Origin of the sequence: uncultured Chloroflexus sp., from assembly GCF_937951745.1 — a bacterium.
Taxonomy (GTDB): domain Bacteria; phylum Chloroflexota; class Chloroflexia; order Chloroflexales; family Chloroflexaceae; genus Chloroflexus.
Genome location: NZ_CALFBQ010000030.1, coordinates 66,036 through 81,964 on the forward strand (window position 1 = coordinate 66,036; position 15,929 = coordinate 81,964).

The window sequence follows — 15,929 nt, forward strand, 5'->3', positions numbered from 1 at the left end:
CAGATTCTCGGATAGATTATGTTCACCCACACAAACGAACATTTCACACCGCAAGAGGTCGCGCTGCTCACGCCATTTGTGACCAATGTTGACCGGCCTGTCTTCTGTTTGCGCAACTTGCCGGAAGTGGTGAAGGGGGCGCTGTTTGCACGTTATAGCCGTAGCACGAAGAGCTTGCGCCGCCTCCTGCTCGACGAGTTCATCACTGAACCAGAGTCAGGGTTCGCCGCGATTGTGTCGGCAGTGGGCGATAGTCCGGCGGCGCAGTTAGTCGCTGCACGCCAAGCCGAAGCCTTCTACGAGCGGGTGCTGATTGGATACGGCGATGACTCGGTGGCTGAATTGGGGGGAGCGCATGTGGCCTGCGAAGGCGTGAGTAACATCGCTGCCAAGCTGCTCGAAGACAGTCGGTTGGGTTTGTCGCCGCTGGAAAAATCGACCCGCTATGTCCGGTTTGATCTGCCGGGGCCAGATGGCTATCGCTACCTGCGCGAACCGGTGTTGATGGCATCGCCGTTTGCGGAACGCTATACGGCGACGATGGACAACCTCTTCGCGACGTATAGCGCATTGCTCGGCCCGGTGCAAGCATGGCTGCAAGCGCAATTCCCCCGCGATGAAGCCACTACCCCACGCGCCTATCGCAATGCGATTCAGGCCAAGGCACTCGATCTGTTGCGCGGGTTGTTGCCGATGGCGACCCAAACCAATGTTGGGTTGTTTGGCAATGGCCGCGCGTTTGAGTATCTGATTATCAAACTCGCCGCTGCACCCTTTGCCGAAGCGCGCGCCTTGAGCGAGGCAATTCAAACTGAGTTAGATTATGTCATTCCGGCCTTTGTCAAGCGGGCACGCAGCGAACGCGGCAAGGCGTATGCCGCATATTTGGCCGCTACCCGCGAACAGGCGGCGCAATGCGCCGCACAGCTCGCCATCGCTCCGACCAACGAGCCAGCGATTGCGGTGCGTTTGGTTGATTATGATCCGCAAGCGGAAGAAAAGATGGTCGCCGCCATCCTCTACCCGCATCTCGATCTGCCGCTGGATTCGATCCTCGCTTCCATCAGCGCAATGCCGGCGCAGGAACGGCAGGCAATCATCGCGGCAGCCGTTGGCGAACGGGGCAGTCGCTTCCACCGGCCCGGTCGCGCCTTCGAGGAGCCGTATTACACCTTCGATATCTTGGCCGACATCGGCGCGTACCGCGATCTCCAGCGCCACCGTGTGCTCACCCAAGAACGGCAGCGCTTCACCGTCAGCCACGGCTACGTCACCCCTCCTGAACTCGAACGGATCGGCGTCGCGCCTCAGTATCGCGCTGCGCTTGAGCAGGCTGCCGAATTGGTGACCGACCTGCAACGCGACTTTCCCAATGAAGCGCAGTACGCAGTGCCCTTCGCCTTCCGTGTGCGCTGGCGGATGAAACTCAATCTGCGCGAAGCCTATCATTTGATCGAACTGCGCAGCGCGCGCCAAGGCCATCCCGCCTACCGCCAGATTGCCCAGATGATGTTTCAGGCTATTAGTGCGGTGCATCCAACGCTCACCGCTGGCATGCGGTTTGTTGACCACCACGACTACGATCTCGAACGGCTGGCTGCCGAGCAGCGGATCGATCAGAAGCGGCAGGGGACGTAACGCCGCGCGCTACGAGGTGGCACGCGGGTTGCTGGCCCACCAGAGGAAGCGCTCTCGATGCGTTGTTGCTGGCTCCATTGAGACGCAAAGCGAACAAAGACGCGAAGGATGGAATACAAAGACGCAGAGGACGCAGTGAATTGTTGATCACCCTCACCCCATCCCCTCTCCCACTCGCGCGGGAGAGGGGTGTTGCGGCGTTCCGCGCTCCGACGCCTGTCCCGAAATCCGCACGGCCCTGCCCCCGTCAAGGGGGAGAGGGTGCCGGAGGGGTGAGAGCCATGATCCCGCACAGTGGGCTTCGTAAGCATAACCCGACCCATTGGGGCCGGGTTCCCTGCACAGCAGTTGCGGCTGTTCTAGATTAGATGTTCTGGCTACGCTCAACAGGTTGATCGCGTTAACTCGGGAAATGGTGCCGGAGACGGGACTCGAACCCGTAAGGGGTTTCCCCCAGCGGTTTTTAAGACCGCAGCGTTTGCCATTTCGCCACTCCGGCATAACGCTTGCCGACCTTCATTATAGCAAATTTACGAAAACCGGTGGCGCCGCACGATGCGCACCAGCAACGAACGATAAAATGATCGCGTACTCATTGCGGCTGCAAAAAGTCTCCGGCGCACCAACCTTCGATCCCGGCGCTACGCACCTGCCACCACACCCAGCCATCACGCTCCACCGGGCCGCCGATAATCTCGACCTGCGTACCCGGAGCTAACACCAGCAACACCGGAATATCAGCGCCAAGCCCGGGTTGCACACGCAAATTCAGCGCCGGAATGCCTTCACTTACCACTGCCGTGCGCCCTATCGCTAAGCCATCGGGCAACGGCGATGGCGAAGGCGCAACGGTTGCCGGCGGATTAGCGCTCACGGTTGCGAGCGGCTCTCCGCCCGGCGCTGCTGTGGTCTGCGCTATAGCTGGCAATTCGGTTGGAGCCGGCGACAGATTGACAATCGGGGCAGTGGGAAGTGTCACTGACGCCGGACTTTGCAAGCTGAGCGCAATTGCTAGCCCGATGACAAAGATACTGACAATGATCAACGTTGGCGCAACCCAACCCGGCACTAACGGCCCGCGCGGCGTCTCTTCATCAAGCGCGCGATGGCCCAGAGCACGAATGCGACGCTCTTCATCATAGGCGGTATGGCGGTCGCGCAACCGCACCCGCACCGGCTCGTCATCGGGCAAGGCGGTTTGCGCACGCATCGGTTGGGTTGCGCGCTGGCGAGGTCGTTCCGTTTCAGTTGTAGGCAATGCCTGCACGCCATAACGCGGCAACAGCATGACGGCGAGCCGCTGATAGGCCGCTAGCGTCTCGCCAGTAACAGCTAGATGTTCACCACGGGCAATCCGCCCGCGTAGCCGGTGCAGGCGCTGCACGGCATCGACCTCTTCGGCGCTGAGCGGCAACCGGTCAAGGGCCTGCATCGCGGCCAACACGCCGGCAAACGGGCCGAGCGCAGCCGGCGAATTGACGCGCAACAGGTGGGCACGCAGCGCATCTTCGATAGCGCCGTGAATGCTGAGCAACGCCAATTCCGGCACATCACGCCGCGCCCGCGCCAACGTATACTTCTCGCGCGCCGACTCGAGCAACGTAATCGGATTCAGCGCGGTTGACTCATCCCCTGTCAGCGTCATCCAAGTTCTGCCTCTAACAATTCACGCACCCGTTGCGCGTTCGCCTGCCCCTTCGTGGCCCGCATCACCATCCCGACCAGAAATTGAATGGCGGTCGTTTTGCCCTTGCGATACTCGGCAATCGCTTTGGCCGCCTTCTCATCGGCCAACGCATCCCGCACCGCTGCTAACAACGCGCCATCATCGCTAATTTGGGTCAGGCCCCGCTCAGCTACCAGCGCCGCCGGATCAGCACCGGTTGCGAACACTTCTTCAAACAGTTGCTTGGCCACCGCGCGCGTGATCGTCCCGCTTTGCACCAGATCGATCAGCGTCGCCAGCCGGTTCACCGGCATACGATCGATCAACGCCGTCGCCGGCTCGCCGCGATCGTTCAACAAACGAAAGCCTTCGTTCAACACCCAATTCGCCACCTCTTTCGCCCCATCGGGCCGGTTGACCGTTGCTACCGCCGCTTCGTAATAATCGGCGATCGCCCGCTCTTGAGTGAGCAGATCGGCGTCTTGCCATGACAGGCCGTGGGTAGTCATCAGCCGGGTACGGCGCGCGTCAGGCAATTCGGGTAACTCAGCCTTGCGGGCGGCGATCCATTCCGGCGCCAGCACCAACGGCGGAATGTCAGGTTCAGGGAAGTAGCGGTAGTCGTGGGCATACTCTTTCGAGCGTTGACCCTCAGTACGGCCCAGATCCTCGCGCCAGCCGCGCGTCTCTTGCTCAACTACGCCGCCGGATTCGAGCACACGGATCTGCCGCTCGATCTCATACGCTAGCGCTCGTTCGACAAAGCGGAACGAGTTGATGTTCTTGATCTCGACCTTGGCGCCGAACCGATCTGAGCCTGCCGGGCGCACACTGACATTCGCGTCGCAGCGCAGCGCCCCCTCTTCGAGATTGCCGCTATTGGCCCCGATCCAGACTAAAATCTGGCGGATCTTCTCAAAGGTCAAGCGAGCCTCTTCTGGCGTGCGAATATCAGGCCGAGTGACAATTTCCATTAATGGCATGCCACTGCGGTTGTAGTCAATCAACGATGCGCCGTCAGGGCTGTGAATCAAGCGACCAGTATCTTCTTCGATATGCAACCGCTCAATCCCGATTCGGCGCACCTCGCCGGCAGCGGTACGAATCTCGATCGCGCCATCGCTGCACAGCGGCTCATCGTATTGGGTAATCTGAAAGCCCTTGGGCAAGTCAGGATAGGGGTACGACTTGCGGGCAAAGATCGAGCGTTCGTTAACCCGACAACCTAACGCCAACCCGCAAAGCGCAGCCAATTCAACAGCGCGGGCGTTAAGTACGGGCAGCGCGCCGGGCAGACCAAGGCTCACCACCGAAACGCGGGTATTGGGTGGCGCGCCAGCGTAATCGGTGCTGCAACCGTCGAACATCTTGGAGGCGGTCAGCACATGGGCATGGATCTCAAGGCCGATCGTGGCGATATATTCAGGCATAGGCTTCCTCACGCAACGTCACCTTGCCCTTTATTGTACTCGGTTTTCGGTGATGGTGCGCGGAACGCTCTCCGATAGCGGCTCACACGGATGTACGGAGGGCGACTCACACGGAGCCACGGCAGCAGAAACTCACACAAACCCACCCAGCACCGCGACGGTGACCGCCTACGCGCTCGCCGCACCTACCCAGCACCGCGACGGTGACCGCCTACGCGCTCGCCGCACCTACATCTTCCCTCTGCGTCTTTGCGCCTGTACGTTTCCCCCTCTGCGCCCTTACACTCACGCTTCTTGTTCTGGATCAACCCCTAGCTCGCGCAGACGCGCCGCCAGCCGCTCGGCCCGTTGTCGCTCTTGCTCGGCCCGTTGTCGCTCTTGCTCAGCCAATGCCTGCAACTCGACAAAACTCAGAAATGGCCGACCATCAGGCCAATACATCTGTATGCCATCAACTGCTCGGCCAAACTTCACCCCTAACCGTGGACTTACCCAACCATCGAGTTCAGGAATGACCCGCAACCGGCCATCAATGCGTTGCCAACCGCTCATATCACCAGTGTCAGGATCGTACAGATAGTACTCCTCGACCCCGTACATATCGTAGAACTCTAACTTGGCGGCCATTTCAGTCAACGTATTACTTGGCGATAACACCTCAAACACGACGTGCGGCGCAGTATTGCCCTCTTCCCATTGCCGATACGACCCGCGATCCCCTTTGGGCCGACCAAACACCACCATCACATCCGGCGCACGCCGAATGTCAGGCCGGCCTTCGACCGGATACCAAAGCAAATCGCCGGCAACAAAGACATCAGCCCGCTCGCGAAAGAGTGCGTCGAGGTTCCCCTGAATGGTGACGATAGCGCGAAACTGCTTGGTGTTATCGGCCATAGGCATGCCGTCACTATCGGGGTAGACGATTGGCGTGGCAACCACCGGCTGACGAGTCATCATCCACCTCCTGTTGCGAACATTTGTTCCAATATACTCCGTTTAAGCAGGTATTGCAAGCAAGATAGACAACAATCCTTCTGAAACATGCGCCTTGTTTGGCAAGCGTTAAGCTTGCCGTACACGTCGCAGGCAAAGACCCTTGCATACTTCACGACAGTATCGTCAGTAGGCTCCCCGCCGAGAGGCAACTCGGTGAACCATGCTCACATCACCTAACCGAGACAGATCACAATCCGCGAGAAGAGGAAAGCGAGTAAGTCGCCTCTCTGTCCGTTTTGGTCTTCGATTCCCCCTTTTCTGTCCATTGACATCACACTAACGCTTTTCTGGTATAATAGTACACGGAAATTGTTTCCGCATCATGAAAGGAGGGTTGCATGACCGCCCCCCAACTCCCTGCCGGAGTGACGATCACTGCACCGATCACACCCGAATATGCCGAGATTCTGACCCCGGAAGCACTGGAATTTCTCGCGACCCTGCATCGCCGCTTTAACGCGCGCCGACTTGAGCTGCTGGCCCGTCGCGCCGAACGCCAGCGCGCGATCGATGCCGGTGAGCGGCCTGATTTTCTGCCCGAAACCGCCCACATCCGCGCGAGCGACTGGACAATCGCACCCTTCCCGCCCCAACTCAATGACCGCCGGGTCGAGATTACCGGCCCGGTTGACCGCAAAATGGTCATTAATGCGCTCAATTCGGGCGCGAAGGTTTTTATGGCCGACTTCGAGGATGCTAATACCCCCACGTGGCAAAATCAGATCGAAGGCCAGATCAACTTGCGCGATGCATTGCGCCGCACAATCACGTACACTAGCCCCGAAGGCAAATATTACGCCCTCAATGCCAATCCCGCCATCTTGTTCGTGCGACCGCGTGGTTGGCATCTCAACGAGAAGCATGTGCTGATCGACGGCGAGCCGATGTCGGGAGCGATCTTCGATTTTGGCCTCTATTTCTTCCACAATGCCCAAACCGCGATCGACGTGCAAGGCGGCCCTTACTTCTACTTGCCGAAGATGGAGAGCCACCTTGAGGCGCGGTTGTGGAATGACATCTTTGTACTGGCGCAGGAGCTGCGCGGTATTCCACGCGGTACGATCAAAGCTACCGTGCTGATCGAGACGATACTCGCCGCATTTGAGATGGATGAAATTCTCTACGAACTGCGCGAGCACTCAGCCGGCCTCAACTGCGGACGGTGGGACTATATCTTCTCGTGCATTAAGAAGTTCCGCAACGACCCCAACTTCTGCCTTGCTGACCGGGCGCTCGTGACGATGACCACTCACTTTATGCGGTCGTACTCGTTGTTGGCGATCAAGACCTGCCACCGCCGCGGCGCCCATGCGATGGGTGGTATGGCGGCCCAGATTCCGATCAAGAATGATCCGGTGGCGAATGAAGCGGCGCTGGCCAAGGTGCGCGCCGACAAGGAGCGGGAGGCGAACGACGGTCACGACGGCACATGGGTCGCTCACCCCGGTCTGGTGCCGGTGGCGATGGAGGTCTTCGACCGTCTGATGCCTACCCCCAATCAGATTAGTCGCCAACGTGACGATGTGCAAGTCACCGCTGCCGACCTGCTCGCATTCGGCCCCAGCGAACCGATCACCGAGCAGGGGATGCGGTTGAATATCAACGTCGGCATCCAGTATCTCGGCGCCTGGCTGGCCGGTAATGGCTGCGTGCCGGTGTTTAATCTCATGGAAGATGCCGCTACCGCCGAGATTTCCCGTGCCCAGATCTGGCAGTGGATCCGCAGTCCGAAGGGTGTGCTCGAAGATGGCCGTAAGGTAACGGTGGAACTCTTCCGCCAGATGCTGCCCGAAGAGCTGACCAAAGTGCGCGAGATTCTGGGACCGGCCTACGATGATGGCCGTTACGAAGAGGCCGCCGAATTGTTTGACGAGATTACCACCGATCCTAATTTCGTTGAATTTTTGACCTTGCCGGCCTACGAGCGTATCCCGTAACCGGTCACACACATAGGGGCGACATCGGCGTCGCCCCTGCAATCTTCACTCACCTCTATCCACAATTTGCCCATCTTTTGTCAGGGAAATTTCCGCTGGCAACAATCCCAACAGAGTGTTACAATTAGCAGTAACCTGCTGCACCTACACAGACAAGCACCGCTTTTGCCGATGTGCAGCCTGCTCTATAAGTCGGGCGGTGTCAGAGTAGTCACCCGCCCCTACACGACGAGGTGACCTATGGCGAATTATCTGATTGCCGGCGCAGCGGGATACATCGGCTCGCGACTGGCCGCACGGCTCCTCGCTGCTGGCCACCGTGTGCGCGGTCTTGTCTACAGCGCCGAAGATCCGGTGGTTGAACGCCTCGCTGCCCGCGGTATGGCGGTCTGGATCGGAGACCTTACCCGCCCCGAAACCATTGATGGCGTCACCGATGAGATTGAGGTGGTCTATAACCTCACCAACCGTATGCCCATCGATGGTTCAGCGCTGCTCCGTTCCCTCTATGTTGATGGCAACCAGCATTTGATCGCGATGTCAGTGCGCGCACGCACAGTGCGTACCTACATTTGGGCCTCCAGCGTCGCCCCCTATGGCGATCACGGCGAGCACTGGGTAGATGAAGACAGCCCAATCGCGCCCTCGTATCCCCTCGGCACGATCCTTGCCGCCGCCGAGCAGATCATCTTGCAAGCAGTGCGCGCTCACCGCTTCCCGGCAATGATTTTACGCATGGCAACAGTGTATGGCCCTGACCGCGATCCGCTCGAGGCGATTGCCAGTGGCCAGCTTACGATTTATGGCAGCGGGCGTAACTTTGTGCCGCATATTCATATCGATGATGCGCTAGAGGTGCTGATCCGCGCCCCCGAAGTTGGCCAGATCGGTGCAATTTACAACGTTGGCGATGATGAACCGCTCCGCCTGATCGAGATCGTCAGCGAGGTACGCCGCCGGCTCGGTATGTTACCACCGCGCACGTTCGATCCAAACGTCGGCCTGCGCGCCGGTCTTGATCGTTCGGTGATCGGAGCACTCACCTCGTCGGTTCGGCTAAGTAATGCCCGTATGCACCACGATCTCGGCATCGAGCTGCGCTATCCTAGCCTACGCTACTGGATCGATGAGCGGCTACCGCTTGAGTTAGCTGTCAGCGCCTGAAACGATAATCCGAAGGTGCGAAGGGTATGAGGTTTCGTATCCTTCGCGCCTTTGCCACTATACCTGTTGCCGCGTCTGCCACCAACTGTACGCACCACGCCAGATGAGCAACAGGGCAGCAACCGTCAAAAACGTTACTACTGCAAAGCTCAGCGGGCTAGAACGACCCAGTTGCCACCAGCGCAGACCTAGCCCAACCGGTAATGCAATCAGCCATGCGCCGAGCGTTAACCCCAGCATCCGTAGTGGTGGCTGCTGGCGGAAGACACCCATCCATGGGGCGACGATCAACCAGCCAATAAAGAAAGGCCAAGCAACCCGTCCCGCTGCTAAGAGGGGATTCTCATCCACCAATCCATGCGAGCTGCGCCCTAACAAAGCAAAGATAACAAAGACGAGCGTATCACCACCAAGCAGGATGACAAGCCGCGACCACGATCCTGTAGCGACCTGACGATTGGTTGTTGCCATAGTTGATCATTCCTTATCTTAAAGTTGGCGACTCTCGAATCATTATTCGTACCGAAGAGTCTTAGCGGATGTAGACCACATCCATTCCTCAAACTTTAGCATCTTCGCGTTTGAAACCATTACCGCTTGAGCGCTTGCAATTCGCGCGCCAAGCCCTGCTGCTGCCAATTCGCCAAGCGCAACCGCAACGCGAGCGCGCTCGCGATATTCCACAACACTGCGTTTCCCAAGGCCGGATCATTCTCGGACAGCGCGCGCAACCGCTCGCGGCGCAACGCCAAGATTGTGACTCCGTCTTCACCGGCACGCAAATCCGCACTCCGCCGACCACCGTCGAGCAATGACATCTCGCCGGTAATTTGGCCCACCACCACCGTTGTGAGCAGGCGCTGGCTATCCGGATCATCATCGATTGGCGGGCTCCAAACCTCTAAGGAGCCATCCTGCACGAGGTAGAGATCGGTCGATTCTTGATTCGTGCGGTCAACCAACGCGCCGGGCGGGTAGCGCCGCCGTTCGAGGTGCGCCGCCAGCCGGGTACGTTGGGCAAGGTTAAGGCCGTTCCCGATCTGGGAATTAGCCAAAAATTCAGCCACCTGCGCTGTCACTTCCGCCGGCTGCACCAAGACATCCGGTTGGCTGACCAGCGAGGGCAAGCCAAGGTAACTGGCGATATAGCGCATCGTTACCTCTGGCGTCTCGAAATGTGGCCAGTGCCCAGCTTTCGGCACAATCCGCAGATCGGCGTTGCGCCATTCATCGGCGACGACGCCAGCATCGCGGAGTGGTACGGTGTTATCTTCCGCCCCCCAAATCACCAACGCCGGGGTCTCAAGCTCGCGCAAACGACCACTGAGATCTTGATTGCGCATCGCAACAAAACATTCCGCCCGTACTCGCCCTTGCCCCGGCCGCCGTGCATCAGCGCGCAACCGTAGATAATCGGCCTCGCTGATCGCCGACCGTTCGGCGAATGAGGCCGGTTTCATCAGGCTATCGGTCACGTACAGCATCGATGGTTCGAGCACTGAGAGCAACCGGCTAAAGAACGGGAAGCGCTCGATCATCGTGATTGGTGAGACGAACGTATTAATCCAGAACGATAGCCGACCCGAAATAGTCGGGCAGAGCAACACCATGCAATCAATTAATTGCGGGATTTGCAGCGCCAGCGTTGCGCTGATCATGCCTCCCATCGAGTGGCCGACCAGTACGGCTGGATGTTCGCTCAGACCGGTGATCAGGCGGCCAACAATCTGCGCATAGCGCCCAATCGTCGCTCGTTCGCGCAGCGGCGGCGACTCGCCGTAGCCGGGCAGATCGATCGCGACGCAGCGAAAGCGCCGGCTGAGCAGAGGAATGAGCGGCGACATCGCAAACGACGAACTCGACCAACCGTGGATGAGAACCGCGAGTTGGGCGTGGCGCGGCCCTGCATCAAGCGCATAAATCTTCGCACCATCAATAGAAAAGATTTCCATCGAACTACCCGTGGTGTGCCACCGGTCTTGTATGGTATCATATCAGTATACGACTAATCGCGTCTATAGCACATTGTGCCTGATTGCAGGCAAATTGCGCATTACAGAACGTTTGCGAATGAACGAAGTACCTCATTCCTATCCTGCCCCGCCCCTCTACATCGTCTCCGGTGGCGCCGGCACGGTCGGTGAACAGGTGGCGCGCTTGACGCTCTCGCAGTTTGAGGGGGCGGAAGTGCCGTTAATCATTGTGCCAAATGTGCGTGAACCGGAACAGATTGCCGAAGTCGTCGTCCAAGCCGCACAGCAGAACGGCACCATCTTGCACACGTTGATGGAACCAACCCTGCGCCGTGAATTAATGCGACTAGCACGCGAGATGGGAGTCGCCGAGATTGATCTGGTCGGGAGCGTTTTGTCGCGCTTGGCCACAGTATTGCAAAAAGAGCCGCTCGGCAAGCCGGGATTGTATCAAGCCCGCCGTTCGACCTATTTCGAACGGCTGGAAGCGATTGAGTACACCGTTGCCCATGACGATGGCAACAAACCGCGCGAGCTGAGCCACGCCGATATTGTGCTGGTTGGTGTTTCTCGGGTTGGCAAGACGCCGCTGAGTATGTACCTCGCGGTCTTGGGCTGGAAGGTAGCCAATGTGCCGCTCGTGCGGGAAGTTCCCTTACCCAATGATCTGTTTCGGGTTGATCCCCGGCGCGTCATCGGTCTGATTGTCGATGCCGAACAGATCGCCGCTCGCCGGCGTTGGCGCCAGCGGCGGATGGGCATTAATCTGGGTGGCAGCTATACTAACCTTGACGCCGCGATCGATGAGGTGGAATGGGCGCGCCGGATCTTCCGCCAACACGGTTGGACGGCGCTCAATGTGACCGATAAGTCGATCGAAGAAAGCGCCGATGAGATTATTGCCCTGATTTCGCGCCGGTTTAGTACGCCGGGGTAGGGTTAACAGCAGATGTGTGAAGCAGGTCAATTGCTTTTGACAGTTGCGAGACGGCGCAGTATAGTTGCGTTATCTATCATTGTTTGCGGTCATGTTAGCTTCATACAATGATGTGCGATGGGGCCAATGAATTGCAAGTTTATGCCTATGCGCTCAGTGCCGGCAGCGACCGGTCGGTTCACCGTGTCCAATCGTGATCATTCTCGCCGTTAGCGCATTCTCTCGCGCTAAGGTGCATAACAGCATTGTCTCAAGCCACCTTGTTCAAGGAGGAAACGGGTTATGTCCAAGAAGTGGGTTTACCTCTTCCGCGAAGGAAATGCCTCGATGCGTGATCTCCTTGGCGGAAAGGGAGCGGGTGTGGCCGAGATGACACGCACCGGCGTACCGGTGCCACCCGGGTTTACGATCACCACTGAAGCCTGTAACGCCTATTACGAAAGTGGTCAGCAATTCCCAGCAGGGATGTGGGAGCAAGTGCTGGCAGGGCTGAAGGATATCGAAGCCCAAACCGGCAAGACCTTCGGCGATCCGAATAATCCGCTGCTCGTGTCGGTACGTTCGGGTGCAAAGTTCTCGATGCCCGGCATGATGGATACGGTGCTCAACCTTGGCCTCAACAAGCAGACGCTTGAAGGGTTGGCCCGCCTGACCGATAATCCCCGGTTCGCCGCTGACGCTTACCGCCGTTTTGTGCAACTGTTCGGCAAGATTGTACTTGGTGTTGATGGCGATCGCTTCGAGCACGAGATGGACGAAGCGAAGGGCCATGGCCAACGCCAAGACACTGACTTGACCACCGAGGAATTGCTCGCGCTGGCCGAGAAGTTCAAGGCAATTATTAAGGAAGATGTAGGGGTTGAGTTTCCCGAAGACCCCTTCGATCAGTTGCGCGAGGCGATTGCCGCCGTCTTCCGTTCGTGGAATGGGAAGCGCGCAGTTGATTATCGCCGTGTGAACAAGATTCCCGATAATCTCGGCACTGCCGTCAACGTGCAGGCGATGGTCTTCGGCAATATGGGCAACGACTCGGCCACCGGCGTGGCCTTTACCCGCAACCCAAGCACCGGCGATCCCGAAATTTTCGGCGAATATCTGGTCAATGCCCAAGGTGAAGATGTGGTGGCCGGCATTCGCACACCCCAACCGATCAGTAAACTTGCCGAAGAGATGCCCGAAGTCTACGCCCAATTCCACGAGATTGCCAAGCAGCTCGAACGGCACTACAAAGACATGCAAGATGTCGAGTTCACCATCGAGCGCGGCAAGTTGTGGATGTTGCAGACCCGCACTGGCAAGCGCACCGGCGCGGCAGCAGTTAAGATCGCGGTTGACATGGTGCGCGAAGGTCTGATCGATAAGGCGACGGCGGTGCAACGGGTTGACCCGCACGCGCTTGACCAGTTGCTTCACCCGATGATCGACCCCGAAGCGCGCAAGCAAGCCCAACCTCTCACCACTGGCCTGCCCGCTTCGCCCGGCGCTGCCTCTGGCAAGGCGGTCTTTGACCCCGACGAGGCCGAAGAGCTAGCCAAAACCGGCGAGAAGGTGATTCTGGTGCGGGTCGAGACCGCTCCCGAAGACTTCCACGGTATGGTGGCGGCGCAGGCAATTTTGACCGCCCGTGGCGGGATGACGTGCGTTGCGCCTGAGACGCGCATCTTGACCGATCGTGGTTTGTTAACGGCTGAAGCAGCGTTTGCCTTGATCGAGCAGGGTGCCGCGCCGCGCATTCTCACCTTCGACAGCCGCACTCTGCGCCCGGTGTGGCGGCGGATCATCGCCGCCGGACGCCGCCCGGCTGAGGTCATTCCGATCACACTCTCGCAAACGGGCCGCGCTGACGATAACCAACTGCGCTTGACCGCCGATCACAAGATGTATGTGATCCACAATCGCCAGTTGATGAAGAAGCGCCTTGACGCCGTGTTGGCCGATGAGGATTTCGTGACCGTTGTCGATCAGATCCCGGCGCTCAGCGAGACAGCCACAAGCCCGGCATTGGCCTATGTCGCCGGTGCAATCCTCTCGGATGGTTCGATCAATTTACGCGACACCAAAGGCTTGGTTACGTTCGTGCAGAAGGCGACGCCGGAAAAAGCCGATTTCATCGCTGCGGTTGAGCGCCGCTTCGAGGAAGCGTTTGGCGTGCCGTTTACCTATCTGCACGAGCGTACCTCGCATAGTGAGATGGATGGCCGCGTCATTCGCGGCACGGTCGAAGATCGCATCAGCTTCCGCCGTGAACCGGCTGCCCGCCTTGCTGAGATCCGCGATCATCTGGTTGAGTGGGTACTGAGCCTCGACCGCACCGCTTTGCTCCACTTCCTTGCCGGCTTTGTCGATGGCGACGGTACCTATGCTGAGGAGTCGAGTCCGGTGCGCTTGCAGATTAGCGTATCGAGCAGCAAGCGCGATCTGCTTGACGGATTGGCGCTGGCCTGTCTGCGGTTGGGCATCGTGCCACAAATTGTCAACAACCGCGAGCATTATCTCCTCCAGATCACCGAGCAGGTAGAGGAGATTCTGGCCTTCACCGAACGGGTGCATGCCGAGCTGCCGCCACGCCGTTACGAGAATAAGTGCTTGAGCATGCGGGCCATGTTCGCCGATGTGCAAGACTCGGTGAATTATATGGGCCGGGTGCGTGAGGCGGTGAAGCGCAACATTATGTTTGGGGTTGAGAAGATCCGGCGCGATCTGTTGCCGCTCTGCACCGGTGCTGTTGCCCGCGAAGTGGCGGCGCTGCTCGACGCACCGCTGCGCTCGTTCCGCGCGCGTGCAGTTGGCGCTGCCGAATCAACGCTGGTCTACAACTTCGAGGTTGATGCCGCCGATGAGCTCGATAAGAACTATATCGTCTTCTCAAGCCGGATGACGCCGGTGCTGATCTCGAACTCTCATGCCGCCGTCGTTGCGCGCGGTATGGGCAAGCCCTGCGTGGCCGGCGCTGGCGATCTGCGCATTAGCTATGCTGACCAACTGATGACGGTCAATGGCACGACGATCCGCAAGGGTGATTGGATCACGCTTGATGGCGGCAGCGGCGAGGTCTTCGCCGGTCAAATGCCGACGGTTGAACCGGAATTGTCTGGTGATTTCGCCACGCTGATGGAATGGGCTGATGAGTTCCGCAAGCTTGGCGTGCGCGCAAACGCCGACATTCCCCGCGACGCCCGGGTAGCCCGCCAGTTTGGCGCGGAAGGCATCGGTCTCTGCCGCACCGAGCACATGTTCTTTGAAGGTGACCGAATCGATGCCATGCGCGAGATGATCCTCGCCGATACCGTCGAAGAGCGGCGCGCCGCGCTGGCCAAGATCGAGCCGCTCCAGCAGGGTGACTTTGAGGGCTTGTTCCGCGAGATGGCCGGACTGCCGGTGACGATCCGTACTCTCGATCCACCACTGCATGAGTTCTTGCCCCACGACGACCACGAGATCGAGGCGCTCGCCGCCAAGCTCGGCGTCGATCCGCACAAGGTCAAGGCGCGGGTCGAGAGCTTGCGCGAAGCGAACCCGATGCTCGGCTTCCGCGGTTGCCGGTTGGGCATCCTCTACCCCGAAATCACCGAGATGCAGGCTCGCGCTATCTTCAAGGCCGCGGTCAAGGTGAAGTCTGAGGGCATCGATGTCCATCCTGAAGTGATGATCCCGCTGGTCGGCTTTATCAGTGAGCTGAAGCTGCAAGAAGAGATCGTCCGGCGGGTAGCCGCCGAGGTCTTCGCCGAAAGCGGTATCGAAGTGCCGTATCTCGTCGGCACGATGATCGAGCTACCGCGCGCGGCGCTCGTCGCCGATGAGATTGCACAGGTGGCCGAGTTCTTCAGCTTCGGCACCAATGACCTCACCCAAACCACGCTAGGTCTCTCACGCGACGACTCGGGGCGCTTCTTGCCGGCCTACGTCGAGAAGAAGCTCATTCCCGACGATCCGTTCCAAACCATCGACCAGCGTGGTGTCGGCCAGTTGGTGCAGATTGGCACCGAGCGCGGGCGCTCAACCCGCTCGAACCTGAAGGTCGGCATTTGCGGCGAGCACGGCGGCGATCCGGCCAGTATCGAGTTCTTCCATCGCGTCGGTCTCAACTACGTCAGTTGTTCGCCGTATCGCGTGCCGATCGCGCGCCTCGCCGCAGCACAAGCGGCGCTCGGCGAAGCTAAGCGCGATAAGTAACCGCTAGCCGTT

10 protein-coding genes and 1 tRNA gene are annotated in these 15,929 nt (G+C 59.1%); 5 read left to right on the forward strand and 6 right to left on the reverse strand.

Going from position 1 to position 15,929, the window contains the following annotated elements; translation table 11 throughout:
- Positions 1-18 precede the first annotated feature (18 nt).
- A complete protein-coding gene (locus tag Q1A59_RS08415; RefSeq protein ID WP_298406130.1) occupies positions 19-1,638 on the forward strand; it encodes an FAD-dependent thymidylate synthase in 1,620 nt (539 codons plus the stop codon).
- A 413-nt stretch (positions 1,639-2,051) separates the two neighbouring features.
- On the opposite strand, the gene Q1A59_RS08420 is transcribed toward Q1A59_RS08415, so the two are convergent.
- The 4 genes from Q1A59_RS08420 to Q1A59_RS08435 form a co-directional block, all read right to left on the reverse strand.
- Positions 2,052-2,137 (reverse strand) — tRNA-Leu (locus Q1A59_RS08420).
- Positions 2,138-2,230: 93 nt separating this feature from the next.
- Positions 2,231-3,283: an SH3 domain-containing protein gene (locus tag Q1A59_RS08425; RefSeq protein ID WP_298406131.1), complete on the reverse strand. Its 1,053-nt coding sequence runs from the start codon at positions 3,281-3,283 to the stop codon at positions 2,231-2,233.
- Entirely contained in the window at positions 3,280-4,734 is a 1,455-nt protein-coding gene (gatB, locus tag Q1A59_RS08430) for an Asp-tRNA(Asn)/Glu-tRNA(Gln) amidotransferase subunit GatB (RefSeq protein WP_299644793.1), read from the reverse strand. Before gatB ends, Q1A59_RS08425 begins: the two co-directional genes overlap by 4 nt.
- 285 nt (positions 4,735-5,019) lie before the next feature.
- Positions 5,020-5,691 (reverse strand): Uma2 family endonuclease, encoded by a 672-nt coding sequence (locus Q1A59_RS08435; protein WP_298406150.1) that lies wholly within the window; start codon positions 5,689-5,691, stop codon positions 5,020-5,022.
- 380 nt (positions 5,692-6,071) lie between these two features.
- Here Q1A59_RS08435 and aceB point away from each other — a divergent pair, with 380 nt between their 5' ends.
- On the forward strand, positions 6,072-7,670 hold the full coding sequence (gene aceB / locus Q1A59_RS08440) for a malate synthase A (protein WP_298406135.1): 1,599 nt from the start codon (positions 6,072-6,074) through the stop codon (positions 7,668-7,670).
- Positions 7,671-7,910: 240 nt separating this feature from the next.
- Positions 7,911-8,834 carry an NAD(P)-dependent oxidoreductase gene (locus Q1A59_RS08445; RefSeq protein ID WP_298406136.1) on the forward strand — a complete coding sequence of 308 codons (924 nt, stop codon included), beginning with the start codon at positions 7,911-7,913 and terminating at the stop codon, positions 8,832-8,834.
- Positions 8,835-8,891: 57 nt separating this feature from the next.
- Here the strand turns inward: Q1A59_RS08445 and Q1A59_RS08450 are convergent, their stop codons facing one another.
- Both Q1A59_RS08450 and Q1A59_RS08455 read right to left on the reverse strand, forming a co-directional pair.
- Positions 8,892-9,305 carry a DUF3054 domain-containing protein gene (locus Q1A59_RS08450; RefSeq protein ID WP_298406139.1) on the reverse strand — a complete coding sequence of 138 codons (414 nt, stop codon included), beginning with the start codon at positions 9,303-9,305 and terminating at the stop codon, positions 8,892-8,894.
- A 119-nt stretch (positions 9,306-9,424) separates the two neighbouring features.
- Positions 9,425-10,786, reverse strand: coding sequence for an alpha/beta fold hydrolase (locus tag Q1A59_RS08455; RefSeq protein WP_299644794.1), 1,362 nt, complete (start codon positions 10,784-10,786; stop codon positions 9,425-9,427).
- A 118-nt stretch (positions 10,787-10,904) separates the two neighbouring features.
- Between Q1A59_RS08455 and Q1A59_RS08460 the strand changes: the two genes are divergently transcribed.
- On the forward strand, positions 10,905-11,744 hold the full coding sequence (locus Q1A59_RS08460; RefSeq protein WP_299644795.1) for a pyruvate, water dikinase regulatory protein: 840 nt from the start codon (positions 10,905-10,907) through the stop codon (positions 11,742-11,744).
- 282 nt (positions 11,745-12,026) lie between these two features.
- The gene (locus Q1A59_RS08465) at positions 12,027-15,917 is read left to right on the forward strand and encodes a pyruvate, phosphate dikinase (protein ID WP_298406145.1); all 3,891 of its coding nucleotides are present in this window, start codon (positions 12,027-12,029) and stop codon (positions 15,915-15,917) included.
- Positions 15,918-15,929 lie beyond the last annotated feature (12 nt).

Bases quoted from the DNA above. Each gene is read 5' to 3' on its own strand.
- Q1A59_RS08415 (WP_298406130.1), top strand. From the start codon at position 19: ATGTTCACCCACACAAACGAACATTTCACACCGCAAGAGGTCGCGCTG.
- Q1A59_RS08425 (WP_298406131.1), bottom strand. From the start codon at position 3,283: ATGACGCTGACAGGGGATGAGTCAACCGCGCTGAATCCGATTACGTTG.
- gatB (WP_299644793.1), bottom strand. From the start codon at position 4,734: ATGCCTGAATATATCGCCACGATCGGCCTTGAGATCCATGCCCATGTG.
- Q1A59_RS08435 (WP_298406150.1), bottom strand. From the start codon at position 5,691: ATGACTCGTCAGCCGGTGGTTGCCACGCCAATCGTCTACCCCGATAGT.
- aceB (WP_298406135.1), top strand. From the start codon at position 6,072: ATGACCGCCCCCCAACTCCCTGCCGGAGTGACGATCACTGCACCGATC.
- Q1A59_RS08445 (WP_298406136.1), top strand. From the start codon at position 7,911: ATGGCGAATTATCTGATTGCCGGCGCAGCGGGATACATCGGCTCGCGA.
- Q1A59_RS08450 (WP_298406139.1), bottom strand. From the start codon at position 9,305: ATGGCAACAACCAATCGTCAGGTCGCTACAGGATCGTGGTCGCGGCTT.
- Q1A59_RS08455 (WP_299644794.1), bottom strand. From the start codon at position 10,786: ATGGAAATCTTTTCTATTGATGGTGCGAAGATTTATGCGCTTGATGCA.
- Q1A59_RS08460 (WP_299644795.1), top strand. From the start codon at position 10,905: ATGAACGAAGTACCTCATTCCTATCCTGCCCCGCCCCTCTACATCGTC.
- Q1A59_RS08465 (WP_298406145.1), top strand. From the start codon at position 12,027: ATGTCCAAGAAGTGGGTTTACCTCTTCCGCGAAGGAAATGCCTCGATG.